Source organism: Desulfomarina profundi (genome assembly GCF_019703855.1).
GTDB classification, from domain to species: domain Bacteria; phylum Desulfobacterota; class Desulfobulbia; order Desulfobulbales; family Desulfocapsaceae; genus Desulfomarina; species Desulfomarina profundi.
Genome location: NZ_AP024086.1, coordinates 2,247,778 through 2,273,523, shown reverse-complemented (window position 1 = coordinate 2,273,523; position 25,746 = coordinate 2,247,778). Strand labels below are relative to the sequence as shown.

26 protein-coding genes and 1 pseudogene are annotated in these 25,746 nt (G+C 45.5%); 13 read left to right on the top strand and 14 right to left on the bottom strand.

Features of this window, described 5'->3' with window-relative positions:
• Positions 1–45: 45 nt before the first annotated feature.
• From LO777_RS10445 to LO777_RS10410, 8 genes are all read left to right on the top strand, one after another.
• Positions 46–393 (top strand): ArsR/SmtB family transcription factor, encoded by a 348-nt coding sequence (locus tag LO777_RS10445; RefSeq protein ID WP_228853855.1) that lies wholly within the window; start codon positions 46–48, stop codon positions 391–393.
• Positions 394–465: 72 nt separating this feature from the next.
• The gene (locus tag LO777_RS10440) at positions 466–1,479 is read left to right on the top strand and encodes a permease (RefSeq protein WP_407929137.1); all 1,014 of its coding nucleotides are present in this window, start codon (positions 466–468) and stop codon (positions 1,477–1,479) included.
• Between the two features lie 89 nt (positions 1,480–1,568).
• On the top strand, positions 1,569–2,015 hold the full coding sequence (locus tag LO777_RS10435; RefSeq protein WP_228853854.1) for a rhodanese-like domain-containing protein: 447 nt from the start codon (positions 1,569–1,571) through the stop codon (positions 2,013–2,015).
• Positions 2,016–2,062: 47 nt separating this feature from the next.
• Positions 2,063–2,293, top strand: a complete 231-nt coding sequence (locus tag LO777_RS10430) for a thioredoxin family protein (protein ID WP_228853853.1) — start codon at positions 2,063–2,065, stop codon at positions 2,291–2,293.
• Between the two features lie 42 nt (positions 2,294–2,335).
• A complete protein-coding gene (locus LO777_RS10425) occupies positions 2,336–3,616 on the top strand; it encodes a TolC family protein (RefSeq protein ID WP_228853852.1) in 1,281 nt (426 codons plus the stop codon).
• Positions 3,613–4,686 carry an efflux RND transporter periplasmic adaptor subunit gene (locus LO777_RS10420; protein WP_228853851.1) on the top strand — a complete coding sequence of 358 codons (1,074 nt, stop codon included), beginning with the start codon at positions 3,613–3,615 and terminating at the stop codon, positions 4,684–4,686. Before LO777_RS10425 ends, LO777_RS10420 begins: the two co-directional genes overlap by 4 nt.
• A gap of 56 nt (positions 4,687–4,742) precedes the next feature.
• On the top strand, positions 4,743–7,823 hold the full coding sequence (locus LO777_RS10415; protein ID WP_228853850.1) for an efflux RND transporter permease subunit: 3,081 nt from the start codon (positions 4,743–4,745) through the stop codon (positions 7,821–7,823).
• Between the two features lie 211 nt (positions 7,824–8,034).
• Positions 8,035–8,730, top strand: a complete 696-nt coding sequence (locus LO777_RS10410) for a Crp/Fnr family transcriptional regulator (RefSeq protein WP_228853849.1) — start codon at positions 8,035–8,037, stop codon at positions 8,728–8,730.
• A 59-nt stretch (positions 8,731–8,789) separates the two neighbouring features.
• Here the strand turns inward: LO777_RS10410 and LO777_RS10405 are convergent, their stop codons facing one another.
• From LO777_RS10405 to LO777_RS10365, 9 genes and pseudogenes are all read right to left on the bottom strand, one after another.
• A complete protein-coding gene (locus LO777_RS10405) occupies positions 8,790–9,005 on the bottom strand; it encodes a hypothetical protein (protein WP_228853848.1) in 216 nt (71 codons plus the stop codon).
• Between the two features lie 19 nt (positions 9,006–9,024).
• Positions 9,025–9,375, bottom strand: a complete 351-nt coding sequence (locus LO777_RS10400) for a hypothetical protein (protein ID WP_228853847.1) — start codon at positions 9,373–9,375, stop codon at positions 9,025–9,027.
• Positions 9,376–9,387: 12 nt separating this feature from the next.
• Positions 9,388–10,503 carry a selenite/tellurite reduction operon porin ExtI gene (gene extI, locus LO777_RS10395; protein WP_268907566.1) on the bottom strand — a complete coding sequence of 372 codons (1,116 nt, stop codon included), beginning with the start codon at positions 10,501–10,503 and terminating at the stop codon, positions 9,388–9,390.
• Entirely contained in the window at positions 10,500–10,775 is a 276-nt protein-coding gene (locus LO777_RS10390) for a porin (RefSeq protein WP_228853845.1), read from the bottom strand. The genes extI and LO777_RS10390 overlap by 4 nt, the downstream gene beginning before the upstream one ends.
• A 277-nt stretch (positions 10,776–11,052) precedes the next feature.
• Positions 11,053–11,940 carry a class I SAM-dependent methyltransferase gene (locus tag LO777_RS10385; RefSeq protein WP_228853844.1) on the bottom strand — a complete coding sequence of 296 codons (888 nt, stop codon included), beginning with the start codon at positions 11,938–11,940 and terminating at the stop codon, positions 11,053–11,055.
• A gap of 4 nt (positions 11,941–11,944) precedes the next feature.
• Positions 11,945–12,391 carry an arsenate reductase ArsC gene (locus tag LO777_RS10380; RefSeq protein WP_228853843.1) on the bottom strand — a complete coding sequence of 149 codons (447 nt, stop codon included), beginning with the start codon at positions 12,389–12,391 and terminating at the stop codon, positions 11,945–11,947.
• A gap of 18 nt (positions 12,392–12,409) precedes the next feature.
• A pseudogene (locus tag LO777_RS10375) lies at positions 12,410–12,747 on the bottom strand (YnfA family protein).
• Between the two features lie 180 nt (positions 12,748–12,927).
• A complete protein-coding gene (locus LO777_RS10370) occupies positions 12,928–13,728 on the bottom strand; it encodes a sulfite exporter TauE/SafE family protein (protein ID WP_228853842.1) in 801 nt (266 codons plus the stop codon).
• A 9-nt stretch (positions 13,729–13,737) separates the two neighbouring features.
• Positions 13,738–14,139 carry a rhodanese-like domain-containing protein gene (locus LO777_RS10365; protein ID WP_228853841.1) on the bottom strand — a complete coding sequence of 134 codons (402 nt, stop codon included), beginning with the start codon at positions 14,137–14,139 and terminating at the stop codon, positions 13,738–13,740.
• Positions 14,140–14,242: 103 nt separating this feature from the next.
• Between LO777_RS10365 and LO777_RS10360 the strand changes: the two genes are divergently transcribed.
• Genes LO777_RS10360 through LO777_RS10345 form a run of 4 tightly spaced genes read left to right on the top strand, consistent with a single transcriptional unit; the run spans position 14,243 to position 16,265 of the window.
• The gene (locus LO777_RS10360) at positions 14,243–14,620 is read left to right on the top strand and encodes an ArsR/SmtB family transcription factor (protein ID WP_228853840.1); all 378 of its coding nucleotides are present in this window, start codon (positions 14,243–14,245) and stop codon (positions 14,618–14,620) included.
• Complete coding sequence (gene arsB / locus LO777_RS10355; protein ID WP_228853839.1) at positions 14,617–15,705, top strand: ACR3 family arsenite efflux transporter; 1,089 nt, start codon at positions 14,617–14,619, stop codon at positions 15,703–15,705. Before LO777_RS10360 ends, arsB begins: the two co-directional genes overlap by 4 nt.
• A gap of 39 nt (positions 15,706–15,744) precedes the next feature.
• Positions 15,745–15,909 (top strand): hypothetical protein, encoded by a 165-nt coding sequence (locus LO777_RS10350; RefSeq protein WP_228853838.1) that lies wholly within the window; start codon positions 15,745–15,747, stop codon positions 15,907–15,909.
• A complete protein-coding gene (locus LO777_RS10345; RefSeq protein ID WP_228853837.1) occupies positions 15,909–16,265 on the top strand; it encodes a (Fe-S)-binding protein in 357 nt (118 codons plus the stop codon). The genes LO777_RS10350 and LO777_RS10345 overlap by 1 nt, the downstream gene beginning before the upstream one ends.
• 20 nt (positions 16,266–16,285) lie before the next feature.
• On the opposite strand, the gene LO777_RS10340 is transcribed toward LO777_RS10345, so the two are convergent.
• The 3 genes from LO777_RS10340 to msrB form a co-directional block, all read right to left on the bottom strand.
• On the bottom strand, positions 16,286–17,356 hold the full coding sequence (locus LO777_RS10340; RefSeq protein ID WP_228853836.1) for an aspartate/glutamate racemase family protein: 1,071 nt from the start codon (positions 17,354–17,356) through the stop codon (positions 16,286–16,288).
• A gap of 771 nt (positions 17,357–18,127) precedes the next feature.
• On the bottom strand, positions 18,128–18,970 hold the full coding sequence (locus LO777_RS10335; protein WP_228853835.1) for a PEP-CTERM sorting domain-containing protein: 843 nt from the start codon (positions 18,968–18,970) through the stop codon (positions 18,128–18,130).
• Between the two features lie 295 nt (positions 18,971–19,265).
• Entirely contained in the window at positions 19,266–20,342 is a 1,077-nt protein-coding gene (gene msrB / locus LO777_RS10330; RefSeq protein WP_228853834.1) for a peptide-methionine (R)-S-oxide reductase MsrB, read from the bottom strand.
• 511 nt (positions 20,343–20,853) lie between these two features.
• Here msrB and LO777_RS10325 point away from each other — a divergent pair.
• Entirely contained in the window at positions 20,854–21,012 is a 159-nt protein-coding gene (locus LO777_RS10325; protein WP_228853833.1) for a hypothetical protein, read from the top strand.
• Between the two features lie 180 nt (positions 21,013–21,192).
• Here LO777_RS10325 and LO777_RS10320 read toward each other — a convergent pair whose 3' ends face one another.
• A complete protein-coding gene (locus LO777_RS10320; RefSeq protein ID WP_228853832.1) occupies positions 21,193–24,270 on the bottom strand; it encodes a hybrid sensor histidine kinase/response regulator in 3,078 nt (1,025 codons plus the stop codon).
• A gap of 29 nt (positions 24,271–24,299) precedes the next feature.
• Positions 24,300–25,562: a branched-chain amino acid ABC transporter substrate-binding protein gene (locus LO777_RS10315; protein WP_228853831.1), complete on the bottom strand. Its 1,263-nt coding sequence runs from the start codon at positions 25,560–25,562 to the stop codon at positions 24,300–24,302.
• Positions 25,563–25,746 lie beyond the last annotated feature (184 nt).

Below are 25,746 nucleotides of genomic sequence, written 5' to 3'. Positions count from 1 at the left end.
TGATCGTCAAATGGCGATATGTGAATAAATGCAGGGTAAGGTGTGATGAAATCATTTATACGAGTCATGAAGGCATTATCCGACCCAAATAGGGTCCGGGTTCTGAAGTTGTTGCAGAATAATGAACTCTGCGTCTGTGAGATCCAGGGATTACTTGGTCTTGCCCAATCAACGGTATCCAAACACATGAAGCTTCTTGAAGATGCCGGTTTGGTGGAAAAGAAACGGCAGGGTACCTGGATTATTTACAAGTTGGCTGACGGCAGCGAATCAGCTTATGCCGAAACCATGCTTCTGGAGTTACGGCATTGGCTGGAAAATGACAAAGAACTGAACCGGATGCATAAAATACTACCTGATGTGGCAGTATTGCGAGACGGTTGTCCAAAATAATAGTGAGAGAGAACCATGGAATCTATTCAACCCGTTGATAAAATATCTTCTTCTGAAATGAAACAACCAAGTATGGGTAGGGTTACACTTATTGGCCTGCTCGGACTGGTAATCTGGTTTGTAGTCTATAAGCAACTTGAACCATTTTCCTATTTTTTTTCGTATTCTTTGCTCGGCCTGGAAAAAGGCGGTCACTCTGGTGAGGCGGTCCAGTTTTTCGTTTATGACACCCCTAAGGTTATGATGCTGTTGACCTTGATTGTTTTTATTATTGGTATGGTTCGCTCATTTTTTACCCAGGAACGAACTCGAAAATACCTCGCCGGTAAACGCGAAACGGCGGGTAATGTCATGGCGGCTCTGCTCGGGATTGTGACTCCCTTTTGTTCTTGTTCTGCAGTTCCTCTTTTCCTTGGATTTGTTCAAGCCGGCATACCCCTTGGCGTCACTTTTTCATTTCTTATAGCGGCACCAATGGTAAACGAAATTGCCCTGGTTCTGCTTTATGGTTTACTTGGCTGGAAAGTTGCTGCGCTCTATCTTGTTACCGGTCTGCTTATTGCCATGGTGGCGGGATGGGTTATCGGCCGATTTAAACTGGAGCATTGGATTGAGGACTGGGTGCAGGAATTACGTGCCGGTGAAGCGGTGGTCATGGAAGAAACACTGACATGGCGTGACCGGGTAGAACGTGGTCGTGAGGCTGTCAGAGATATCGTTGGCAAGGTCTGGATCTATGTGGTGGCGGGGATTGCAGTCGGAGCATTGATTCATGGTTATGTTCCCGAGACATTTATGGCTTCAATCATGGGGAAAGATGCCTGGTGGTCAGTTCCGGCAGCTGTGGTTGTCGGTATCCCCATGTACTCCAATGCCGCAGGTATTGTGCCGATTGTTGAGGCTCTACTTGGTAAAGGTGCGGCCCTTGGAACAGTCCTGGCATTTATGATGAGTGTTATAGCACTCTCCCTGCCTGAAATGGTTATTTTACGAAAAGTGTTAAAACCCAAACTCATCGCTGTTTTTATTGCTGTGGTTGGTACGGGAATTTTATTTACCGGTTATCTGTTTAACCTGGTGATATGAAAATAATGAATTGTCAGTGTTTGGCAACATCAATACTCGTGAAACTCATAAGTGCCAAGCTGAGTTTTGTACATAATCAGGAGAAAAGTATGAAGAAATTATTTATTGCTGTATTGCTGGTTGGGTTGTGTGTGCCTGCTTTTGCATCTGACAATCAACTGGAATCCTATATTTCCAACTTTAATTATCAGGCACGCAAAGATATGAAAATTAATAGCAAGAGGCTCATAGAAGTGTTGAAGAAGGGTGAGGCTCAACTCATAGATATAAGATTTCCAGAAGAATACGCAGCATGGACGGTTGGTCCGTCTAAAAATATCCCACTTAATGAGCTTCCCCGAAGATTAGCGGAAATTGATTCAAATAAGATCGTTGTAACTGCATGTCCGCACAAAGATCGAGCTGCTATTGCCATGGTTTACCTTCGTTCCCGTGGAATTAAAGCAAAATATCTAACGGATGGACTATTAGGACTTGCGGAAAATCTCCGAGGCGACAATGCAAAAGATTTTATTTCATCTCTTCAAAAAAACTGAAGAACTGTAATCTCAACTGTTGGTTCCAAATTGAAAAGGAGAAAGTCATGGAAATTAAAGTATGTGGTCCGGGGTGTGCGTCCTGTGAACAGGCGCAGAAAATCGTTGAGGCTGTTGTCAACAGTAAAGGTGTCGATGCGACAATAGTTAAAGTCACAGATTTTCAGGAAATGGCTCAGTTGGGTATTTTTTCAACTCCTGCGGTAGTAGTTGACGGAGAGGTCAAATGTGTCGGCAGGGCTCCGAACCAGGCAGAAGTGGAAGAGTGGATAAGCTGATTTGAGGAAAAGACGGGAAATGAGACGACTAAAGGAAATTTCATGAAAATCTTGGCATATTTGGGATTGATTCTTCTCTGCGGAACGGGTTCGGCCGGTGCAATAACTATTACGGATCTTTTTGATGCTCTTCAAAAACAGCCCGTCACCCAACTGGATACGTTACAAACCAGGTCAGCTGAACTGGGGGCTCAATCGGTTTATGATCGGTTTTATCCTGAACTCACAGGTATCCTTGGTTATGACAGATATTCGTCTCCTACAAACTGGAGGCCGGTGGCTCCTACCGAGACAGCGCGGATACTGGCGAATCACGGGACTTTACCATTCAGCGATGATATAACTCGTTTTGGGGGTCAGCTCTCCCTGCCTTTATTCATTAAAGAGTTGTTTTCGCTTGGGAAACAGGCAGAAAGCATGGCGGATAGTTTTCGTATCAGAAAAGAGCTTAATCTCCTTGAGCACCAGGCTGTTCTGGTTACTGCCGATGCTCATCTGGTGCATATGAGTTCTCTGAAAAAAGCATTGGATTCGCGAAAAATTTCTCTTGAAAAAACCAGGGCTGATGTGGCCAACCAGGTAAGAAGCGGGCGATTACCGGAATCTGAGCTGGTGCGTATGGACGAGGCCATAAACCAGATTGATCTGGTTTATAATCAGACCATGCAGCAGGAGAGCGGGTTGAGGAAAAACATTCAATCCCTCACAGGTATTTTGCTGGCAGACCCTGTTCCACTTGCCAGGGTTGATACGCTGAAGACTGAGACACTTCTTGCTCTGAAGCCTCTTGAAAAAAGCATTGAGGCCAGGGAATACGGGGTCCAGGCAGCCAAAGATAAACTGTATCCCAGGGTTGTAGGTACCGCCCGCTGGTTTCAAAACTACGGGGAAGGGTACAATACCGGGGAGGATATAGATGGTGACTATGGCAGTTACGGAATCAGCTTGCAGATGCCGATTTTCAACAAACCTGCCTATACCGCCATTGAGAAAGCAAAAATTGATCTGCGCCGGGAGAAAAACCGTTTAGCCCAGACCAGAATCGAACTACAGGCAAAAGCCGATGATCTCAGCAGAACTCTGAAGCTTCTTGATCATTCAAAAGAGCTGGCAAAAAAGAGTGTTGAGCATGAGCGTGAGCTTCTCAAGGTTGCAAAAGTGGCCTATGGAAGTGGACGAATGGTTCAGGAAGAGTATCTCCGCAATGAGGAAAAAGTATTATCGGCTGAGGCAAGTTATTATCTGACAGAAGCCCGCTGGTGGGAAACATTTGCCACCTTGGCGGTGCTGTATGGCAACAATTTGAAAGAGCTGGTGAAATGAAAAAAATTATCTGGATTATCCTAGCGATAGTATTAATTGGTGGTGGAGTAAAAGTACTGAAAAAGAAAAAACAGGCCATGGCGCACATTCCACCCATGAAGGTGTACCATCAGGTTGTTTCAACAGTTACACCGCAAACTGAAAATATCGCCCTGACCCTGCCGGCTCTTGCACAGGTGCAAAGCGATCTCGATGTTGAACTTTCTTCCAAACTTTCTGCCCGGATTACCAGCATGGTGAAAAGTGGTGATATGGTCAAAAAGGGGCAGACGGTTGTGACACTGGATCATGATGAACTGCTCGCTAAAAAGGAGGCCATTAAGTTACAGATTCTCTCGCTGGAAGCAGATATCAATGCACAGAAGATTGGTCTTGATAACATGATTTCCACTCATAAACGCACCAAGGAGCTGCTTGATGTCCGTGGTGCTTCCGTTGAACAGTATGACGCGGAGAAGAGTAAGATTGCTTCCATGAGGGCCGCATTACAGGGATTGATGGGTAAAAAAGGTATTCTCGAGCAAAACAACAAGGAACTTACCAATCTGCTGAGTTACGCGGTTATCGTTTCTCCCATTGATGGCATGGTGAGTTCCACCTCAGCCAACGTGGGCGTTATAGCCATGCCAGGCAAACCATTGCTCTCCATCCAGGCAAACAGCGGCAAGTACCTTCTCATTCGTTCTGCCAATGATATTGTACCAAAGAAGGTGATCTTTGAAAATCGAACCTATCCCCTGGTTGCACTTAATCATACCTACAGAGGATTGGATGAGTACAGAGCGGATGTGGAAACCAAAAGGAACTCCGGGGAGCGATTGCCGGTTCGGTTGGTGATATACCAGGGTTCCGGAACAATGATTCCTCAGTCTGCGCTCCTGCAGAAAGAAGGGCAGAGTCTCTGTTTTGTGCCCGATGGGGAGTCCACCCGTCCGGTTCCGGTAAAAGTCGTTGCCAGTGGTACGGAAGGGGTAGTCGTTGAAGGTCTGATGGCGCGGAAGGTGATCAGTGCCAAACCTGACATTCTGCTTAAACTGCTGGCCGGAGTTCCTGTCAAAATACAGGGATAACTTTTTCTTAACTGACTCTCTGATTTCAGTTTTTAACCTTTTTTGCGGAAAGAAAAATGTTTAATTTCTTTTATAAACGGCCACATCTGCTGTTTTCAATCATTGCTCTTCTTTTTGTGCTTGGTGTTATCGGCTTGATAACCATGCCCAAAAATCTGTTTCCCGACGCTGATCGTCCCCAGGTCATTGTAATTACCCAGGTGCCGGGATCAACTGCCGAGGTAGCTGCCAGCACGGTTTCTAAGCCCATCGAAAATGAGATCGCCCGCTTGAGTGAAATACGTGAAATCAGCTCAGTTAATGTTGCCAATTTTTCAATAGTAAAAGCTGAATTTGAATATACCAAAGGGCTGAATGCTGCCGCAGTCGATGTTGCTAATGCCTTATCAATTGCCAGGGCCAATCTGCCGTCAACCGTCAATCCTGCAATTTATACGGCTGGATCCTTTACTCTTCCCGTTGAAGTCGTTGCCCTGAGTCCCAAAAGTGAATTTTTAAGTCTTGGTGATATCAGAAAAATTGCTGATTCATTCATTAAACCGGCCCTGCTCTCCAATCCCGGTATCGGTAATGTAGAAGTTTTCGGAGGCCATCAGAGTGCTCTGGTTATAGCTGTTGATCCTCTTCGTCTGCAGCGCTATGGACTGAGTGTGGATACTCTCACCAAAACCATTATGGCGGCCAATCGGGATATGCCGCTCGGTTTTGTCAAGGGAAGTGACGGATTTTTTACCCTCACCTATTACGGCGAGCATACTACGGTTGAGGCTCTGTCAATGCTGAGAGTCTCCCCTAACCTGAGATTGGGGGATGTCGCAGATATAAGCTGGTCTACCCAGAAACGTTTTTCCGGCTATATGGGTAACGGCAGGGAAGCAATTGCCCTTGCCATTCAACGTTCGCCAGGAGGTTCTGTCCTGTCGGTGAGTAATACCGCCCGGGCAGCTGTTGAAAAATTGAAAGTGCAATATCCTGAGATCAGTTTTGAAATTGCCGATACCCAGCGAGACCTTATAGAAACTGCAAACACCAACATGCTGGAGGCATTGCGGGACGCCATTCTCTACACCCTCCTGGTTCTGCTCTTTTTTCTCGGTAATTTTCGAGCCATCCTCGCGGCTGGATTGTCCATTCCTCTGGTATTTTTTTCTACCATGGCAATGATCTACCTCTTTGGAGGTGAGTTAAATATTGTTGTCTATACTGCCATAATTCTCGCACTTGGAATGCTGGTTGATGATGCCGTGGTAGTGCTGGAGAATATTGAGCGACATCTGGGTGAGTTGCATGAAGATCTGGCAACTGCCATTGAGGAAGGGACCAAAGAGGTGATAGCGCCAATCTTTGCGGGAACTGTGGCCACTATTGCAATTATGTTTCCCCTGATGTTTGTGGGTGATTTTCCACAACATATTTTCAGACCCCTGATCGAGACACTGATCATCGCCCTGCTCGTGTCTTACTTTATCTCCATTACCTTTATCCCCAAACTGTCAGTGTATCTGTACAGAAAAGGTATAAAGAAGAATCGTGTGGAACGTTTCTTTGAGTCGATCTATGACAATACCATAGGAAAGCTGGTTGGTCCCTATGAGAGTGTTCTTCGTTTTTCCAACGGTCGTTTTTCAGTTGTAAGAAAAATTGCACTCACCTTTGGTGTACTGCTCATTCTGGTACTCAGCCTGAAGAATATAATGCCTGTCATCGGAAAAGATGTGATGCCGCCCATGGATACGGGTATCATCAAGGCTCATGTGGCTTTTTCCGCAAATGACACGGTGGAAAGTGCGGAAAAACGGATTAAACCCTTTCTGAACTGGCTGCACAGTCAGGACGAAGTGGTGATGAGTTCGGTGGCGTTTGGCGGTGAAGCGGGAGTACTCTCTCTGGGCAGTGGTAATCTCCCTGCTGAGGCAACGTTTACTGTTAACTGTGTGAATCGTTTTGAACGGGAAAAAAACCTGTGGCAGATAGAGGATGAAATCCGGGATCAATTAAATAAACTCCAGGGGGTGAAAAGTGTCGATGTGTATGATTTTGGAGCCACAGCCTTGTCCTCCATAAAAACACCTCTTGATGTACGCCTTAAGGCTCCCGATTACCGGGATCTGCCGCAGATGGGCCATAAAATTGCTCGAAAGCTGACAGGAATAAAGGGCCTGACAAGTATGTCGCTTTCCTGGGATCGCGATTTTAATGAGGCCGAAGTTGTAATTGACACCAATAAAGCACTCAGTTACGGGTTGACGCCTGTTGCCATCGCAAGCCAGATTCCGATCAAAGGGCAGGTTGTCTCTCTGCTTGGTGACTTTGCCACCATGAATACCCAACCGGTACGTCTGTATCTGAAAGGTGAGTTTAATGCAAATCTGCAGAGCCTGCGGTTACTGCCTATCCAGACCAAAGACGGCAGTGTGCCGCTGGAAGCGGTTGCCGATATTCATCAACGTTTGACCGCGGCCAAGATCGAGAGGGATAAAATGCTCTACAGTCTCGATGTTTCCGGTTATCGCAGCCTGCGTCCCGTTACTCATATTACGGCGGACGCTGACGCTGTTCTCAAGGAAATTAAAAGCAGTGGGATGATAATCAGTCAGGAAGGTGATATTGCCCAGCTCAATGATTCTTTCAAGCGGATGCTGAAAGCCATAGGCACCGGAATTATAATACTGACCATGGCACTTATTGCTATTTACCGATCCGTGCGAATGTCGCTGATTATGATTGTAGTCCTGCCACTTTCGATGATCGGTGCCTCCTGGGGAATGCTTCTTTTTAACAAACCAAGCTGTATGCCGTCCATGGTTGGTATTCTGCTGCTGTTTGGCATCATCATAAAAAATTCCATTCTGCTCATTGATTTTTACCAACATTACCGGAAGAAAGAGTCTGCTTTCGAATCAGCCCTTGAGTCCGTTAAGGTTCGTTTTCGGCCGGTGATGATGACGGCATTTGGAACAATTGCCGGTATGATTCCCATAGCCCTTGAACAGGCTGTAGGCCTTGAACGTCTCTCTCCTTTGGCTGATGTGGCCGTCGGTGGCCTGATTGTCGGCACTTTACTGACATTGATTTATGTCCCCATGTTTGCCTATGGTTTTGACGGGGATAAGGACGTAAAGAAAGAAATTGTATAAACAGATGATAGTATTTTGACACTCTGTACAGGGTGTCAAAATACTATCGGGCTTGATTTATTATAAATATTTCCTCCCCAAAAAAATTCTTTTAATGAGTGAATCATTGTGTAATAAATCTTTTCAGTATATTTCCAGCAGTGTTTCTTTCAGTGCTTTTCATACTTTCTGCCTCCTGTACTGTGCAGGTAACTGATGGAGAAAATGTGTAATGGATAAAAACATGACCCCTGAGCAGACTTTTTTCCGGGCCATGCCACAATTGTCTGTTCTCGAAAATGAACAGATATTCGAGCTTACGAAGAGAACCACTAAACGTAAATACAGAAAAGGAGAGTATGTTTTCTTTCAGGGAGACCAGGTAGAGCACCTTTATTTCTTGGAAATGGGAAAGGTGGAAATATTTAAAAGTGATATCAACGGTCGTAAACTCACGCTCTGGTACATTGAAGAAAGTGAAATTTTCTGCCTGGCGACAGTCTTTTCCCTTGATGCTTTTGCCAGTGCTGAAGTTATTGAAGATTCGCTGATTTATTCACTGTCCCGTGATGATTTTGAAGAAATTATAGCCACTTCCGGTGAGCTGTCACGCAATCTGATCCGTTGTATCTGCGGTAAAATGGCGACTTATTCTTCTCTGCTTGATGATCTTGCCTTTAAAAAAATTGAATCCAGGCTTGCTAAAATATTACTGCGCAACCTGCAGTCCAGTCATGAGTATGACTTTGTCTGTCTGCTGACACAGGAGGAGCTGGCTTCCCTGGTGGGAACATCGCGGGAAGTAGTGGGGCGCTGCCTCAAATCATTTCGTGACCGAGGTATATTGGCCACGAATAAAAAAGGGAGTCCCCGTCTGATCATTGTGCAGGAACACAGTGAACTGAACAAGATAGTTGATGTGGAATAACAGAGAATTGATTGCCCGTATATGGGCCCCTCTTTTCACAGAGGGGCCACATCACATGGTCAGCAACCTTCAATGGCTTTTCTTGATTTCTTGATTTTCACCAGAACCTTGGTTCCTTCATCAAAATTATCTGCATTATCTCCGCAGTCAAGAGTTACATTGGAGCCATCGATCGATATGACCTTGCATTTAGTGCTGCCCGCAAAAGATGTTCCAGGAAAGACAATTGTTATGAAAAAGAGACCTGCCAGAAGTATCGTTGTTGTTCGTTTCATTGGATCACCTCTATATTAATTATTTTTTTGTTTGAATACGTTTCAGGTTTTCATCATCTATGGGCCTGGCCCAGGAAAACTTGAGTGACGACTTTTCTTCATCACCAGCTTCTTCCGTCTTCTGTTCTTCCGGTGTGGGCCTGTCTGCACTTTTCTGTCTCTGCAGTTCCGGCTTCTGTCTCGTGCCTGTATGCATAGTCATGCCCAGTATGGCATCGGAACCACCTTCAAGACCGACACGTTCAATAGCACCTGTATATTCGATAACAACAGTATTGCCCGATTTGAGCTTCACAATCATCTCGTTGGCATATGTTGTCTGGGCCGTTAGAACAGCAGCTATCGCAGTCAGTAGCAGTGTTTTCTTCATATCAACCGTCCTCTACAGTTGCACCATGAACATCAGTGAGAGCACATTGTAATCGTCATAGAGTGTCGGTGTGTTTGTGTGGAATTCTTTGTAATCACCGAGTCTTGTTGGTTTATCGAATTCGGTATGATAGTATTCCAGAGTGAATCTCAGGTCGTGGTTACCAAGAGGGAAAAAGTTGAACCCCAATCCCCATTGTGTCACTTCCTGGTCTTTTACGCCAAGAAACGACGCAACATTCCAGTCTTCATAACGGGCAAAGGGCTGAATCATTCCATCATCCATAATCCGGAAAGGCAGTACATACCCGGCCTTGACATACCAACCGTCTTTCTGGCCACTGCCGCCTCCTACGATGGTATTCTGGTCAGCCGGAGCATTTGCGGTTTTGTAAGCATCTTCAAGATCGACGTTAAAATACATTGCTGTTGCAGTTAAGATTCCGTCATTTTCAAAAGGATATTCAAAAAACAGATCAGTTGTCCATGCTGTATAATCAACAGTTTCATTGTTCAGGACTTTGCTTGACAGAAAACCGGGTGTACCGGGTTCTCCTGCGGGAGCTGTGTTTTTGTAAGCCGCATCAGGTTCAAATCCAATAGAGGCCCCCAGGGTCAGTAAAGGACCTTTGGCTCCAAGGTAGGTCCCCTTGTATCCCATGGCGGTTGGTCCACCCTCTGGATTGAGAAAGGAGTAGTGTACTCTGGCATACCAGGCAAAACTGTTGGATGGTTCCGGTGTGGAAACAAATTCTGTGTTCATAAACGGACTGTAGAATTTGGTTTCGCCTTCCCGGCCTTCCATTAATGCCGCAAAGTATTTGAGATGATTACTGAAAAAATTACCGGATAAAACTATTCCCATGTCACGACTGTATTTTGTTGCATCCGTGCCAAAGGGAGTGTAGGCAAACATGGAACGCTCTGATGTGAGTGGTGCAAAGCATTCGTCCAGATTGGCCCTGGTCATTGGAATTTTTGTCATTCCGAGTTTCATATTCAGGTGGTCGCTAAAGAGACCGATCAGATAGCCATCGGTTAATCTGATATTTGAGTTTAATTTTTCATTTGATTTTGCAAGTTCATATCCACCCCGCCAAAACTGCGGGTTACGCTGGTTCCGCCTCAGGTCTGGAACTTGGCGCCCCAGGTATCGTTGATCATACCGGTAAAAACCAGACGGGCCCGCCTGAGATAGAAATCGCTTCTGCTTTCTGTTCCGTCCACTCCGGAACCAAAATCAGTGAAATCTGCAATTCCCTGGAGTTTGACATCAAATTGCATGTATCCTTCATCTCCAAATTCAACCAAGGGCCCGGCGGTGGCGGGTTGGCCTGCCATGAGGCCGCCGGTCAGACAGGTTCCCAGAGCCAGTGCGGCAGCACATAAACGTTTTTTCATTTTTTCTTCCTCCTTTCTGGTTAATAAAAATACTGCCATACAACAAAACACCGTTATTCATTGTGCTTCTTGTAGCAGAAGTGGTAGGGAGGAAAAATGATGGTGGTCATATCGTTACCTGATAATAATCAATCTGGATTGTGACTTTTGTCACAGTGACTGGTGATTATAGTACAGGTTCTTCCAGGTAAAGAAGATCGGGCATCAGTATCAGGATATTGTGTCGAACACTGTTATGCTGACAGGTTTGCGGGATGTGCTGACTGGGGAAAATGTATTACTGAGTATGGATTTTCCAGGCAAGAGGGGTGGTTGTTCCGGGAATAAAAATTTGTTCAAGATTGACATTTTTTTTTAGTCCGGAGATGGTGGTCGTCAGATCTTGAGCTCTATTTGCACAGAGAGCAGCTTTTTTGAGTGCATTTATCCGCTGGTCTTCCATCAGCATATCCTGTCGGAGGGCGAGCAGTTTTTCAAGTGGGGCAGATTCAACCAGAATTTGTGCGATTCTGTCCGCAACTTCCAGAATAACGGGGTGTTCAGGGAATCGCTTGAGTGATGTATTCAGCAGATGATCAAGGCGTCTTCGTCCCTTGGGCCGGGTCGTTTTTTTTTGCCGTATGAGTTTAAGAGTTGTGCTTATAAGACCACCGTTTGCAAGGAGATGTCGAAGTACAGTTTGTCTTTTCCTGTTCTCTTCAACAATAATACTGTTAGTATCATGGCAGACGAAAAGGAGTGAGGCATGGTCTGTTGTTACCCGGCTGAATTCTGTGACGGCTGAAGAAAGATCCCCGTATTCAATACCGAACTGACTGGTTACTGCTCCAAAAGTATTATTGGCAAAAGGGAGATCCTCAAAGGAAATACCGGGCATCATCGTAATCTCGTCGTGTATTGTCGGTAATGATTTTACGTAGTCGATACCGGTTAAGGTAAGATCAGTTCGGGTATCATGACCAGTCTGGAGGACAGTACCATTGCCGGTTCCAAGATCAAGGACCTTGGTTTTACCAGGGAGGGTCAGAAAAAACTGTTGCCAGATTGTCTGTAAAAGTTCTGAAACAACAGGAGGTGCGTCTGGAAGACAATGAGATGGCTGTTCTGTATTTTTAGCCCAGTAATGGGTCCATGCGGCTGGAATGGAAGTTCTGGAAATCTTCATTATATTACTTTTCGTGATCCGGTACAGTGCCCGAAAGTAGAATTTCAGGGAGTTGGTGTACATAATCCCTTATTTCATCGCGAACCCGCCTGTAATGGCGGAGAGCTTCACTTTCGTCTGCGGCTTTTGCTGCCAGTCTGGGTGGGTCTTCAAATCCTTTATGAATAACGCGGGTTTTGCCGGTAAAGAGTGGGCATGATTCGTTTGCATGGTCACAGACTGTAATGACGAAATCAAATTCCTGCTCATCCAGTTCAGTGACAAGCTTTGAGGTCTGGTTTGAAATATCCACACCCGCCTCGGCCATTACCTTTACTGCCTGTGGATTTAAACCGTGTTTTTCAATACCTGCCGACCAGACGTCAATGGTGTCATTTTTCAAATGGCGAACCCAGCCTTCTGCCATCTGGCTGCGACATGAATTACCGGTACAGAGAAAAAGAATTTTCATTTTACAATCACCGCATTTTCATGGTCGAGGCCAGTACATGATGATCAAGACACCCACCAGGGAAATTGTACCGCCTATAATATCATAAAGATCAGGTTTGACATGATCGATCTTCCATCCCCATAGGATGGAAAGAGCTATGAAAACACCACCATAAGCGGCATAAACTCTACCGAAATTGGCTGGCTGCAAGGTCGGAATTACCCCGTAAAGAACAAGAATAACAGCACCAGCGGCCCCAAAGGTTAAAGATTTGCCTTCCCGGAGCCATAACCAGACCAGGTAGCCTCCCCGATTTCCAGTAAGCCAGCCAGCAAAAAGTATAGAAGTGATGAAGCTACAGTAGTTCCGCGCATATTTACGGTGAATTAATGATGATTTCGTAAAAAGTCGTTCAACGTTCTCAGATGGACTCTGGAAAAACTTCGATATACAAGGCGTGGCGGTGTCGTGTAAGCGCAGGCGTACATAGAGTACGTCGAGCATTACACGATCACCCCACAACGCAGTAGATCGGAGTTTTTACGAGTCCATCATTAATTATTTGTGTAAAAGGCATTGAAAATCATAAACAGAGCAGCTATCCAGTTTGTATAGGCAAACAGTTTTTTCAAGTGTTTAGGTTTTGTTTTCAGTGACAGTTTTCCGCCGACGATTCCTCCAATTATAGTTACAACAGCCAAAGGAACAGCCCACGCGGGGTTGAAATCACCTTGGATTGCATGGCCGGTAAAACCCATCAAGGCTGTTGCCGCAATCAGTGTAGATGCGGTTCCAACCGCAGTGTGCATGGGAACTCCACAGACCATAACCATCAAAGGAACCAGAAAAGATCCACCCGACACTCCAACCATTCCGGAGCCAAAGCCGGTTAAAACAGTGACTGGCAGTGCAATCCACAGGTTAATAGTATATGTCTCTCCACCGGATTGTATGGTCATGGTTCCTAAAAGAGGTTTCTGGACTGATTTTTTCTTCTTTGAGGCAGGGATAAGCATCACAACACCTGCAGCAAACAACATGAGAGCGAAGACCAGTTTTAAGGAAAAACCACTGAACAGAGAGGAAAAATACCCTCCGCCCAGAGCTGGCAGGGCGGTAAATGTCCCAATTAAAAATACCAGGTGCCATGAGACTGATTTGTTTTTCTGAAATATAATCATGGCGGCAACGGAAGCTGCAAAAAGAATAAACTGGCCCGTTGTTGCCGCCTCGTGCATGGGTATATTGGCGATTGCCAGAATGACAACATAGAAATTGCCACCTCCTTTGCCGACCATGGTCATGGCAATGGCAACTATTAAAATAAGAACGCCAACAATCGGTAAACTTGTCATTTCAGGTGCCTATTCAGTTTCATGAGCATTCCGGGTAACTTTGAGAACTTTGCCGGGTTTCACCGCTTCAGTTAGGGCGGAATAGCCCCCCACAATGATGCGGATGTCAGAAAATCCTTCTGCAAGAAGATAGGCATAGACTATGGCTGAGCGTACATTGGCCGGACAAAAAACAGCGATTGATTTGTTTCGTGGTATTTCATGAATTCTGTCGGGAATTTCGTTGGTTGGTATGTTTTTACATTCTATATTGGGCTGGGGTTTCATCATGATGGCAATCGAATCTGCTTCTTCTTTTGAACGAACATCCAGCAGAAAACCATTTTCTACTTCAAAAAATTTATCAGGTGAAATCTTATGTTTTCCTGTTCCGAAGAATTCCAGAGTGAGTTTTTTGAGTACCTGTTCCATTTTTTTCTCCTCTTTTAAAGAAGTATCACTATTCTTGTTCAAAACCGGACAATACTGTCATTAACTCTTGACAATATCCGCTTATGAGGATATGTGAATCCATATGGAATATACAACACAATTCTTTAAAGCACTAGGGGATAATACACGCCTTCGTATTCTGGCGTTGCTTTTTTACGGAGAACTCTGTGTCTGCGATATTACGGAAACTCTCAATTTGCCGCAGTCGACTGTGTCGCGCCATTTATCATATCTGCGCAATGCCGGTCTGGTGAAGAGTTGCAGAAAACAGAAATGGATGCATTATCGTCTGCTTGTCCATCCTGAGTCCCTTGCCTGCGATGTGGTGAAATCATTGCAGCAGCGATTACCTGTTCTGGAAACTATTCGTGAGGACCAGAAAAATCTGGAAATTTACCTCGAAGAAAAAGGTGAAAAAAGCTGCCATACCGGCGGAGAAAAGAAAGAGGCAACACGATGAAAAATGGACCCAAAAAACTGTCTTTTCTTGATCGGTTTTTGACCTTGTGGATTTTTCTGGCAATGTTTATTGGGGTGATGGCCGGCTTTCTGTATCCCCAGAGCAAAACGCTCATTAATGCATTTCAGGTGGGGACTACAAATATTCCCATTGCGGTGGGGCTCATTATGATGATGTATCCGCCCCTGGCAAAAGTGAAATATGAGGAGCTTCGCCAGGTATTTAAAAATACGAAAGTTCTTATGCTGTCACTGGTACAGAACTGGATTATCGGCCCTGTTTTAATGTTTTTACTGGCAATCATCTTTTTGTCAGGCTACCATGAATATATGGTCGGTCTTATTCTTATCGGACTGGCCCGGTGTATTGCCATGGTTATCGTCTGGAATGACCTGGCTGATGGTGATACGGAATATTGTGCCGGTCTTGTGGCATTTAATTCGATTTTTCAGGTTTTTTTCTTTTCTTTCTATGCCTGGATCTTTATCACTGTGGTTCCCGGATGGTTTGGTTTTGAGGGGGCGGTGGTTGCTGTATCCATTGGGGAAATTGCCCAATCTGTTTTTATTTACCTGGGTATTCCTTTTTTCGGTGGTATGATAACCCGATTTATCGGTGTCAAGGTAAAAGGGAAACAGTGGTACGAAGATGTATTTATCCCGAAGATAAGCCCGTTTACTCTGATCTTTCTACTCTTTACCATCCTGGTAATGTTTGCCCTGAAAGGTGAATATATTGTGCAATTGCCCTTTGATGTCATACGTATTGCCATCCCGTTGACGATCTATTTCTTTGTAATGTTTATGGTTTCATTTTTTCTTTCAATGAAGATTGGAGCCACTTACGAACAGACCACCACACTGAGTTTTACCGCAGCTTCAAATAACTTTGAACTGGCTATAGCTGTAGCCATTGCTGTTTTCGGCATTGATTCCGGAGAGGCTTTTGCCGCGGTTATAGGCCCCCTGGTTGAGGTACCCGTTCTGATCGGTCTGGTAGGGGTTGCTCTTCGATTGAAACAGAAATATTTTCCCCATGAAAAAAAAGTCCTTGGTGGAGTCTGTCATGTACGGACCAAGGAATAGATACCGGATTTTCAAAACCAGAAACTATGAGGCATGATCATGTTGCTTAAAGGCTATTCCCTTGAAATATTCAAATCGAAATGTCATTCCGAAGCGAAAGGAGTGCACTGTTTTGCCCATCTCGACAACGATATCAGTGAGGTTTTACCGTTTTTAAATACAGTACTCGGGGGCATGTATACACGAAAGAACCACCATCATTGATGGTGAAGAATTATGGTAAACTGATCACCTTTTATGCAAAGAAAATAGCAGTGAATGCGCTTGCTGATAAGGAAGAAGCAGAAAAAATAGTTGCTGGACTCCAGGGAGTTATTAATGATACCTGGGAAAAAAGAGACGAAATAGAGCCCAGTACGGAAAGCATGCAGCAACCGGTTTTAATCGAGGTGTTGAAATTATTACCAAAAACAAACTGCAGGGAATGTGGTGAGCCCACCTGTATGGTCTTTGCCACAAGGGTAATCGAGGGTAGCATGGACCAGAACGACTGTCCGCCTTTGGCGCCAGAGAACAAATTGCAGCTCAAGAACTATCTGGACAGGTTTTCCTTCGGATAAACAAGGTGTGAGTGAGAAAATCAATCCATTGAAGCAAAATGTCGTTCAAAAACGGACTGGAGCTGTTGTTCCAGGGTTGAATCGTGTTTATAGATGCTGATTTTCAGAACAGACAGTCTGGCCTTGATGTCAGCAATATCGCCTACTGAATAAAGTGTCGGCAGGTGTAGATAGCTACCTGTAATTGACCGGTTCTTTTTTTTCAGAAAACGGGTAGTGAATAAAAAAATACTTTTCTGGATTGCGACCAGTTCCGCAAGGTCTTCAATTATAAAAGCTGCAGGTGCGAACCAGTCGGTATGGTGTGTTTTATAGTTTTCAGGGTGCACAGGCGTCAGTTGTCTTTTCCCGGAATAGTGCACGAGTGCCCGGGCCAGTTCTGAGGAAGCATCAATAACTTCAATTTCAACCGGCAGCATGCCGCAATGTTTAAACCGTTTACAGCTCTCGTTGTTCAATGCCAGGGGGAGCTCAGTGCAGCCCAGTACAACCTTACGGCAGCCATGTTTCCCGTATTCATCACGTATAACCTCACAAATAAGCGATTCCGCTCTTGACGTTATCCGGGCTGTTTTGATTCCAAACTGTGAATCATAAATAGCCGCCATAATTTTATCCTGGTTTTCCCTGGAAGGTTTCGTTGTGGCAATGTCGCAGGCCTGCAGTGCATTCTGGTATAAACCGGATTCAACCAGGTCCGTCACTCCCAGAACCAGGATAGTTCCCGTGTTGTTTTTCATTGAATGTGCTGTTTCATACAGCATGTCAATGAAAACAACAGGGATATCCGACATGATCTTCCTGAAAAGTTTATGGGCGCTGTTACAGGCCAACCCTATGGCGTGGCAACCGAGATATTGCATAATTCGTACGGTATGAACAGCCGTGTCATGTCTGCGTAATTCAGGTTCGTCAGTCGGGTTCCAGATCTGTTTGAGTTCCCGGGGTGTATAAGCAAGTCGGGAATTACCGTAAAAAATGAACGAATGGTTCTTGCTGTTCGGGAAACTGTTTATTTTTGATGCGAGATCGGTCATGGCCTCATTGCCAAGACCGCCGATGATTCCCACTACGCCGGATTCAGGATTCATTTTTCTTTTTTTTGGGAATATTGAGTGGTTGATAACCTGTGAAATCCGTGTGAAAAATATTTTAATTACCCATGAAACTTGAATTCGACCTTTGATCAATGATTGGCAACCGACTCTTGGGCCTTCTTCAAACGGAAAATATATGAATATACTTAACTTGGATCATCTGGTCCTGACCGTTACAGATACCAGTCAGACCTGTAATTTTTATGGGAAGCTTCCCAGTATTGGAATTATCACATTTAATGGAAAACGGAAAGCGTCGAAGGTTGGAAGTCAGAAAATAAATTTACAGGTCCGGCCAGGAACTGTCGCCGTGTGCCAGGCGACCAGTGCCTGGTTCCGCTGATCTTTGTTTTATCGTGGAACAAAGAATTGATGGACTCGTAAAAACTCCGATCTACTGCGTTGTGGGGTGATCGTGTAATGCTCGACGTACTCTATGTACGCCTGCGCTTACACGACACCGCCACGCCTTATATATCGAAGTTTTTCCAGAGTCCATCTGAGAACGTTGAACGACTTTTTACGAGATCATCAAGAATTGAAGATGTCAGAAAATCTCTCTTGGCCAGGCCAGAGGTATTGAGATAGAACTGGGACCTGTTGAACGAACAGGTGGTTCAGGAACAATGACCTCTTTTTATTTTCGTGATCCGAATGGCAACCTGATTGAAATCAGCCGGTATTCTGAATCAGCGATGGAAGGAAGCAGCAAGCCAGCAGAATTATTCTTCCTGTCCTGCTGCTGGTATTTTGAGGTGCGGAAAATTATTTGTTTTTCTTTCTGAACCCGGTACCTAAAAGTCCAGCCAGGCCTGCGCCAAACAAAAGCATGGTTGTAGGTTCAGGAACAGGATTTGTTGGTGCTGTATCAAAAAATACACCTGATCCAGACCTTACTGTAACGCCTTGGGCAACATCCAAACCGGCTGTTGCAGTATTTTCTCCATCCCAGACAAATGATGAAAGTTCAGTGCTTGCACTTCCGAACACACTTGCAAGATAGAAAAAGTCGTAGCTTTCATTATCACTTCCAAGCATGAAAGATCCATCAATCGATTCAGAGAGCTCATAATCAACAATATCTGCACTTGGGTTACCCAGGTCTTCATTGAGTAGTTGGAAAAATACAGGTGCAATATCACCTGGATCATCCTGAAGAGCGTTTCCAAACCAGTTAGTATGATCGACCAGACCGGTATCAAACACAGCAACTGCGATATTCCAGCTGAGAATTGAGTTGTTGGGTGTGACACCGAATATTTCGGCATTCAGGATTGCGTCAAGGCCAAAAGAAACATCAACAGATGTACCTGCTCCACCTGTAAATGTCAGAGTGTCACCCATAACGCCCTGGGCTGAAGCTGCAGCGTTTGGCCCATGACCTTCTGCGTATAGACGCATCTCTCCATTATCCAGGCTTACCGCAGAACGGGCTTTAAGAGTGGCCTCATTAAATCCCTGAGAAGCATGGGTAGCACTGTTAACGACAAGTCCATCAATGGTGCCGGCTGGACCAATTGTTACAAATGGTCGTACAAAATAGGCATTAGCGGAAGTTGATACAAGAAGTGCGAAGGAGCAGGCTGCAGCTGATAAAAAATTTTTCATGACAGATCCTCCATGCTGGTCGAATGAATATTAATGACACCTCTATCGGACAGTGGTGCTACATTGTGGTATGCAATAAGGGAGCCATTTATATTTTAAGACTGAAAAAACATATAACATAATGATAATAAAAGAGAATATTAGCTATCACAGCGATTTCTTTGCAGCCCCTCAGTATAAGATTTTTTTGGAAAACCGGAAAAAAAACCGGAAAAACCATATAACCGGAGGGAATTCTCGAATGTGGAGGTTGAAAATACACTGTAGCCGGTAAGCGGAATTTGAGAAAAACCTGTTAAAAATCAAACAGTTTTGCAAATTTCCCATATCCTTCTTTTTCTAACCGGTCTGCAGGAATAAAGCGTAGTGCAGCAGAATTCAGGCAGTAACGCAGGCCGGAAGGTGGTGGCCCGTCTTTGAATACATGGCCAAGATGGGAGTTACCTTTTTTACTGCGAACTTCTGTTCTGACTGAAAAAAGTCGTCGATCTTCTTTTTCCACGATATTATTTTTAACAAGGGGACGGGAAAAACTAGGCCATCCTGTGCCGGATTTGAATTTATCAAGAGAACTGAAAAGGGGTTCGCCGGAAATCAGGTCGACATAGATGCCGGGTCGTTTATTATCCCAGTATTTATTGTTGAAAGGGGGTTCTGTCCCTTCCTGTTGGGTAACCTTATATTGAAGAGGGGTCAGTCTTTTCTTTAAGTCCTTTTTGCTGAAAAGAACCTTTTTTACAGGGTTTTTCCAGGTGGCTTTCAGATAATCATCTCTTCCGGATCTGGAGCGATAATACCTGTACCGTATAGGATTCTTTTTGTAATAGTCCTGATGATACTCTTCCGCAGCAAAGAAGGTTGGGGCCGGAAGAATGGGGGTTACAATCGGTTTCCTAAAAATTCCCGTTTCGTCCAATGCTTTTTTTGATGCAGCAGCCAGGCGGTGTTGCTTTTCGTTGAAGTAAAAAATAGCGGTTGTATAGGCATGGCCCCTGTCGACAAACTGTCCTCCAGGATCAGTGGGATTGATCTGCCTCCAGTATACGTCAAGTAACTCTCTGTATGAGATGATTTTCGGGTCATATGAAATTTCCACAACTTCTATATGGCCACCCTTTACATAATTACTGTACGTCGGGTTTGTGGTTGTTCCGCTCGCATAACCAGAAATAACGGAAATTACTCCATCAAGTTTTTCAAAAGGTTTTTCCATGCACCAAAAGCATCCCCCGGCAAACAGAGCTTTTTTTGTCAATACTTTGCCCATGGCAGGTTGGTGTGTTTCGTTCGTGGGTCCCGGTCTTTTTTTTGCTTCAACCACCAGAACAGAAAATAATGCCAGGCAAAGAAAAACTGCTGATAATTTTTTCATGATAATCCTCCTCTTTTTGGAAATGATAAACACTTCATATGAAATCTGGATAAAGGAATTGTAAAGATTTCATAAAGAAAATAAGAGGAGTGTCTGTTGATTGGGGGTTTTCAGTGATTTCTGACCGTAGACAGGCCTGAAAAGTAGGCACATCTCCAATTGTAAGTGATCCGGAGCACAGCATATTCGCACGGTCGCGACTTCCCGCATAGTGGGTTGTCGGAGTTTTCGCTACGCTCGTGTGTCATGAAGAATGACGAAAGTCATTCGTGCTGTATTAAAGATGAGAGTAGGCCTCTCGGTTTCGGCTGCCAGAAGCTGGAATCAAACGACCCTATGCGGTTATTGTAAAGAGTAGTGGGATAGCCAACCTCTTGTTTCACTTTGATAAGAAGCTAAGTCGCTGGGCGTTGCACAAATATAAAAAGGTCAGAACGTTGATCCAGGCAGCAAAGAGAGTCAATACCTTCAGAAGAAGGAACAGACACTTATTGGCCCACCGGAATAGAGCATGCTTGCAAGGTTGAATGACAAGAGCCGTATGAAGCGAGATGAACATTTCCAACAAAATTCATGGCATATCTACCCCTGTCAGGTGATAGGGATACGGATGTCCAAGCTTGGTCTGGAATTAATTGGGATCGATGATCCCAAGGGCAATGACCGGTAGAAATTCTATGGCCTCCCCGTTCCATGCACAAGGTACAGTGTGACCAGTGCGGAGACTGGGTACAGAACTGTCGGGGTATTGAAAAGGATGTAAAAATTTCTCTGCAGGGCTTGTGATGGCCAGCGGTATTATCAGGTTATAGAATAGCCGGAATCTCAAAGTAGAGAAAACAGATATCGGTTATTCATGCAAACACTTCTGAACTGCCAGACCTAACTCCTCCATGGAATACGGTTTATTGACAAAGCCCCCAGCGCCAAGCTTCAGGGTGGATCGGATCTCACTGTTCTCTGCAAAACCGCTGACCACGACAGCCTTTTGTCCCGGGTGAATCCGGAGAATTTTTTCATAGGTCTGTCTCCCGTTGATACCGGGCTTCATCAGCATATCCAGCAATACCAGATCAACCGCTCTCTCCTGCAGATAAGTAACAGCCTCTTCCCCAGAATTTACACTGGTAACATCATAGCCAAGCTCTTCAAGCATGGATACAGCGATTTCACGAAGCTGGGGTTCATCATCTACCACCAGCACTGTTTCACCATGCCCCCTGGTCACCTTTAACTCCGTTGATTTCTTCTCGCCAGCAACCTGGTCGGTCACGGGAAAATAGAGTTTGAAAACTGTCCCCTGCTCATTCGAGGATACGGTCACGACACCGCTATGCTCCTGAACGGTATTCCAGACCACAGTCAAACCCAGGCCGGTGCCGCTACGTCCCATCTCCTTTTTGGTGTAAAAGGGCTCAAAGATATGGTTTATACATTCCGCCGGGATACCGGTTCCGGTATCACTCACCGCCAGCTCTACATACTTTTTCTGTTCTACTCCATTTTCTCTGCACCACTGCTCCCCTGGAATAAAAACCTGTGTTCGCAGAGTTATACTGCCTGAGGCCTCCATGGCCTCTGCAGCATTGGTCACCAGATTCATAATACATTTTTTAATGTGAACAGGTGAACAGGAGATATTGGGCAAATCGTCTGCAAGTTCCTTAAAAAACTGAATATAAGGGTACAGAGAACGCAGCTGTCGGCATTCTGGAGAATCAAAATATTCCGAGATCAGGGTATTGACATCGGCAGCGCTCCTTACTCCGGCCACACCTCTGGCCACCGTGAGCAGATCGGCAACCACGGTCGCTGCCCGCTCTCCGGCCTCTTGAATCGCCTTTACAGGGGCGCGCAGCTTACTGTTTTCGGGCAGATGGAGAAGAATAAGATCAGGGTATCCGATAATGCCCGAGAGGATATTATTCAGGTCATGGGCCACTCCGCCTGCCATAAGACCGATGGCCTCCATTTTTTTGGCCCGTTGCAGGCCTTCCTCGGCAGCCTGTTTTTCCTGTTCTATCTGTTTCTTTTCGGTTACATCCTCATAGATAGCCACCACCTCTCCTGAAGGAAGCTTATATACTTGATTTTCCCGCCACCCCTCCAGACGATTATCTTTATAAAAAATAATCGGATGATGGGCAGGTTGTCCGGTTCGCCATACCCTGCGAAAAACCTCCAGGATCCCTACTTTGTCCACGGCCGGAAAGACCTCTGTTACCCTTCGACCTAACAGTTCCTCACGGGTTATGCCTTCAATCTGTTCCGCTGCCGGATTAAAATCTGTAAAGATAAAATCCATGCCGTCGTCAACAGTCTCATATACGGCAACACCGCTTGTGGAATGATAAAACAACTGACGGTAAAATGTCTCGCTTTTCTCTTTACCTGCCTGTGCCTGCTTGAGATCGGCAAGAGAAAGATCAACACAGTACATTATTTTCCTACCATCTTTTCCAATGAGCATAACATGGGAGGAATAGACAGGTACCTTGCTTCCGTTTTTATGCCGTTGAATAATCTCCCCGGGTGGGATGGGCACATTGTTCTCATGCCAGTTACGAATAGAGTTACGCACCTCTTCCTTCATACAGTCAGGGATGATCAGATCTTCCAGCTTCCTGCCCAGCGCCTCCTCTTCAGTGTATCCGTATAAAAGTGTGCAGGCCTGATTCCAGTAGATGACTGTCTGCTGTTCATCATAGCCCTGTACGGCAATCCGGGGAAGATCATTGACCAGATTGCGGAAACGTGATTCACTCTCGGCCAGTTCTGCAGTGCGTTGCCTGACTTTACTGTCCAGGTTCTCAACCAGATCCTGCAGCCGTGATGCCATGGTATTAAATATATCTGCAAGTTGACCTAATTCATCCTCACTTTCTTTAACTGCCCGTGCATTCAAATTTCCTTTGCCAAGCTCCAGTGCCGAAGCTGTTAACCTGAGGATATTGCCCGTAATCGAGTAATGCAGTATCCGGGCAATGGTCAGCATGACTATAATTCCCAGCAATGCAATAGTCAGGATGGCTATTCCGGCCAGCCGAAACACCTTGTCTATGCGCGTCTGTGCCTGGATCACCTCCGATTTGGCCGACTCAACCAGTTCATTGGAGATGGGGGTTACGGTTTGCTCCTGCAGTGAAAAATCCCTTACTTTTCCCTCAATAGCGCTATCAACCCTCAACAGTTCATCTGCCAGCTTTCGGCAGGAGGAAAGCAGGGTAAAAATTTCTTTTTTTTCTTCCGGCTGTAATCTGTTATCCTTTTCGAGCGCATCACGCAACAAATCCTGCGTATTAAACATCGACTGCATGAGATAACGATGCCGGGTCAGCAGATAATCTCTATAGAAAGTTGCGGCTTCCGTATGCAGCGCCTGCAGCTCAGGCAATTCTTTGAGCCTAGAGGAAATATCTGCGGCAACTGAGAACAACTGTGCCTCAAGCCCTCTTTCAGGAGCCGCCCGTCTGGATATCAACTCAACAAATTCAATGGAAATGTCAGCAAAACGCCTGGCCGAAGCCAGGTAAAGGTTTATATCTACAGTGTTTATATTTGAGATACTGCGCAAGGGTGACTGGGCAAGGATCTGCTTCAGGTCGTTACTGATGGAAATAACTTTTGAAATCTCCCGGACAGAGGGCTGGGCAAACTCTTCATGGGCCCTTTGCAGGCCACGCCGGGGGTAATGGATAAAAAAATCACCCAATAACCGGTGTGCCCTCTCCATGCCCCGACCCATTTCAAGAACCATGCGCTCAATATCAGCGCTGGTGCGGATATCCTCTTCTGCGTTACGAATAATATAAAATGAGATATAGGCGGTTGCTGCTACCAGAAGAATCAGAAGAAACAGCAGGGAAAAGGAAACACCGAACTTACTGTTGATTCCCAGCCTGTTCCATCTTGAAAAGTCAGTCTTCATGCACAGCGCCTTTCATTAGATATGAAATACTACTTTGATGTTCCGGTGAAAACCGCATTTTCCTCCAATCCCTGAACCCCGAGAGCAGGGTCGTCAAGGCGAAGAACCCGAAAGGAAGGTTGGGCGCAGTCACCAAACTCATCACAGGACAGGGTGCCGGTCACTCCTTTAATGGGTTTACCTGAATACAGAACATCACGCAGTTTCTGTCGCCCGATAAGCAGAGTGCCGTCTTTTTGTGTTGCTTGAGCTTGCTCAATGGCTGAGAAAAGAAGATTTGCTGCATCATAGGCACTGAGATAATAACTGACAGTGGGTTTTTCATTGTATTTTCCCTCATACAGCCCGGCAAGCTTATCAACAGCTTGCCCGAAAGGACTCGCAGGGCCAACAAAGTACATACCGACAGCATCCTTTCCCACAGCATCAATGAAAGTCTGTTCAATCAAAGCTCCACCACTGATCAGCACGGTCTCTGCTAATTCGGGAATCGAGCGTGCCTGTTGCAAAATATGGTTACCTTCAGGTTGAAACAACGGGAAAAAAAGCAGGTCGGCCCGAGCGTGAGCCACTGCAGTCAGTACCGGTACCATCTGCGTATCGCCCTTGTTAATAGAGGTAGCCAGTACAACCTCACCGCCAAACTCAAGAAAGGCTTTTTTAAAACCTTCTGTCAATCCCCTGGTATAAATATCGTTATCATTGATGGTAGCTGCTCTACGCATCCCCAGCTGACTGTAGGCATACTCAGCTGCGATCCTGCCGGCATTTTCCTCATTGGGAGCAGTACGAAAATACCCTTTTTGCCAGCTTGGCGCTGCCTTCCCCGCGATAGCGGTTAGAAAAGGCGCTGAATTATTCCCTGAAATCATACTCAGGCCCGCATCAGACATTGCTTTTGATCCTGTAACCGCTGCTCCGGAACAGGTTGTGCCGAAAATCGCAACGGTATCGGGATCTGCAATCACCTTCAGGGCAGCATTGGCGCCTCCCTCTGCCGTGCAGCCGGTATCCTCAACCTGCAGAGCAACAGGGTGCCCAAGCACCAAACCTCCCCTACGCTCAAGGGCAAGCTCCAGCCCCCTAATTTGCGCCACCCCCAGCGGGGCGACATCTCCACTCAAAGCCTGGAGAACCCCAATTTTCAGGGGAGCGTCAGGAGGTATGGCAACACAGCCAATGCTGTCGGTACAGACGACCTTTGGCTCAGGTGAACTGCATCCGGTAAGCATGGCAGAAAGACACAAGGTAGCAACGCAGGAGAAAAAAATAACGGTATAGTGTTTCAGCATGGGGAATTAAAAAGTAAGGGGTAAAGGTTGGGATAAGGCAGGCTGTAAAAAACGCAGTTAAAATCAGACGGAAAGTTCGCCATTTGTTAAAGTATATATGAAGCAAGTACCCTATATCAAGAAAAAATCGTTCTTGTCGAGCAGTCTGATGTCCGAGTCGATGGCACAAGGAATCTTGCAGTTA

What these genes read in the sequence shown, in the direction of transcription:
- LO777_RS10445 (WP_228853855.1), top strand. Translation starts at nt 46, where the DNA reads ATGAAATCATTTATACGAGTCATGAAGGCATTATCCGACCCAAATAGG.
- LO777_RS10440 (WP_407929137.1), top strand. Translation starts at nt 466, where the DNA reads ATGGGTAGGGTTACACTTATTGGCCTGCTCGGACTGGTAATCTGGTTT.
- LO777_RS10435 (WP_228853854.1), top strand. Translation starts at nt 1,569, where the DNA reads ATGAAGAAATTATTTATTGCTGTATTGCTGGTTGGGTTGTGTGTGCCT.
- LO777_RS10430 (WP_228853853.1), top strand. Translation starts at nt 2,063, where the DNA reads ATGGAAATTAAAGTATGTGGTCCGGGGTGTGCGTCCTGTGAACAGGCG.
- LO777_RS10425 (WP_228853852.1), top strand. Translation starts at nt 2,336, where the DNA reads ATGAAAATCTTGGCATATTTGGGATTGATTCTTCTCTGCGGAACGGGT.
- LO777_RS10420 (WP_228853851.1), top strand. Translation starts at nt 3,613, where the DNA reads ATGAAAAAAATTATCTGGATTATCCTAGCGATAGTATTAATTGGTGGT.
- LO777_RS10415 (WP_228853850.1), top strand. Translation starts at nt 4,743, where the DNA reads ATGTTTAATTTCTTTTATAAACGGCCACATCTGCTGTTTTCAATCATT.
- LO777_RS10410 (WP_228853849.1), top strand. Translation starts at nt 8,035, where the DNA reads ATGGATAAAAACATGACCCCTGAGCAGACTTTTTTCCGGGCCATGCCA.
- LO777_RS10405 (WP_228853848.1), bottom strand. Translation starts at nt 9,005, where the DNA reads ATGAAACGAACAACAACGATACTTCTGGCAGGTCTCTTTTTCATAACA.
- LO777_RS10400 (WP_228853847.1), bottom strand. Translation starts at nt 9,375, where the DNA reads ATGAAGAAAACACTGCTACTGACTGCGATAGCTGCTGTTCTAACGGCC.
- LO777_RS10390 (WP_228853845.1), bottom strand. Translation starts at nt 10,775, where the DNA reads ATGAAAAAACGTTTATGTGCTGCCGCACTGGCTCTGGGAACCTGTCTG.
- LO777_RS10385 (WP_228853844.1), bottom strand. Translation starts at nt 11,940, where the DNA reads ATGAAGATTTCCAGAACTTCCATTCCAGCCGCATGGACCCATTACTGG.
- LO777_RS10380 (WP_228853843.1), bottom strand. Translation starts at nt 12,391, where the DNA reads ATGAAAATTCTTTTTCTCTGTACCGGTAATTCATGTCGCAGCCAGATG.
- LO777_RS10370 (WP_228853842.1), bottom strand. Translation starts at nt 13,728, where the DNA reads ATGACAAGTTTACCGATTGTTGGCGTTCTTATTTTAATAGTTGCCATT.
- LO777_RS10365 (WP_228853841.1), bottom strand. Translation starts at nt 14,139, where the DNA reads ATGGAACAGGTACTCAAAAAACTCACTCTGGAATTCTTCGGAACAGGA.
- LO777_RS10360 (WP_228853840.1), top strand. Translation starts at nt 14,243, where the DNA reads ATGGAATATACAACACAATTCTTTAAAGCACTAGGGGATAATACACGC.
- arsB (WP_228853839.1), top strand. Translation starts at nt 14,617, where the DNA reads ATGAAAAATGGACCCAAAAAACTGTCTTTTCTTGATCGGTTTTTGACC.
- LO777_RS10350 (WP_228853838.1), top strand. Translation starts at nt 15,745, where the DNA reads ATGTTGCTTAAAGGCTATTCCCTTGAAATATTCAAATCGAAATGTCAT.
- LO777_RS10345 (WP_228853837.1), top strand. Translation starts at nt 15,909, where the DNA reads ATGGTGAAGAATTATGGTAAACTGATCACCTTTTATGCAAAGAAAATA.
- LO777_RS10340 (WP_228853836.1), bottom strand. Translation starts at nt 17,356, where the DNA reads ATGAATCCTGAATCCGGCGTAGTGGGAATCATCGGCGGTCTTGGCAAT.
- LO777_RS10335 (WP_228853835.1), bottom strand. Translation starts at nt 18,970, where the DNA reads ATGAAAAATTTTTTATCAGCTGCAGCCTGCTCCTTCGCACTTCTTGTA.
- msrB (WP_228853834.1), bottom strand. Translation starts at nt 20,342, where the DNA reads ATGAAAAAATTATCAGCAGTTTTTCTTTGCCTGGCATTATTTTCTGTT.
- LO777_RS10325 (WP_228853833.1), top strand. Translation starts at nt 20,854, where the DNA reads ATGCTTGCAAGGTTGAATGACAAGAGCCGTATGAAGCGAGATGAACAT.
- LO777_RS10320 (WP_228853832.1), bottom strand. Translation starts at nt 24,270, where the DNA reads ATGAAGACTGACTTTTCAAGATGGAACAGGCTGGGAATCAACAGTAAG.
- LO777_RS10315 (WP_228853831.1), bottom strand. Translation starts at nt 25,562, where the DNA reads ATGCTGAAACACTATACCGTTATTTTTTTCTCCTGCGTTGCTACCTTG.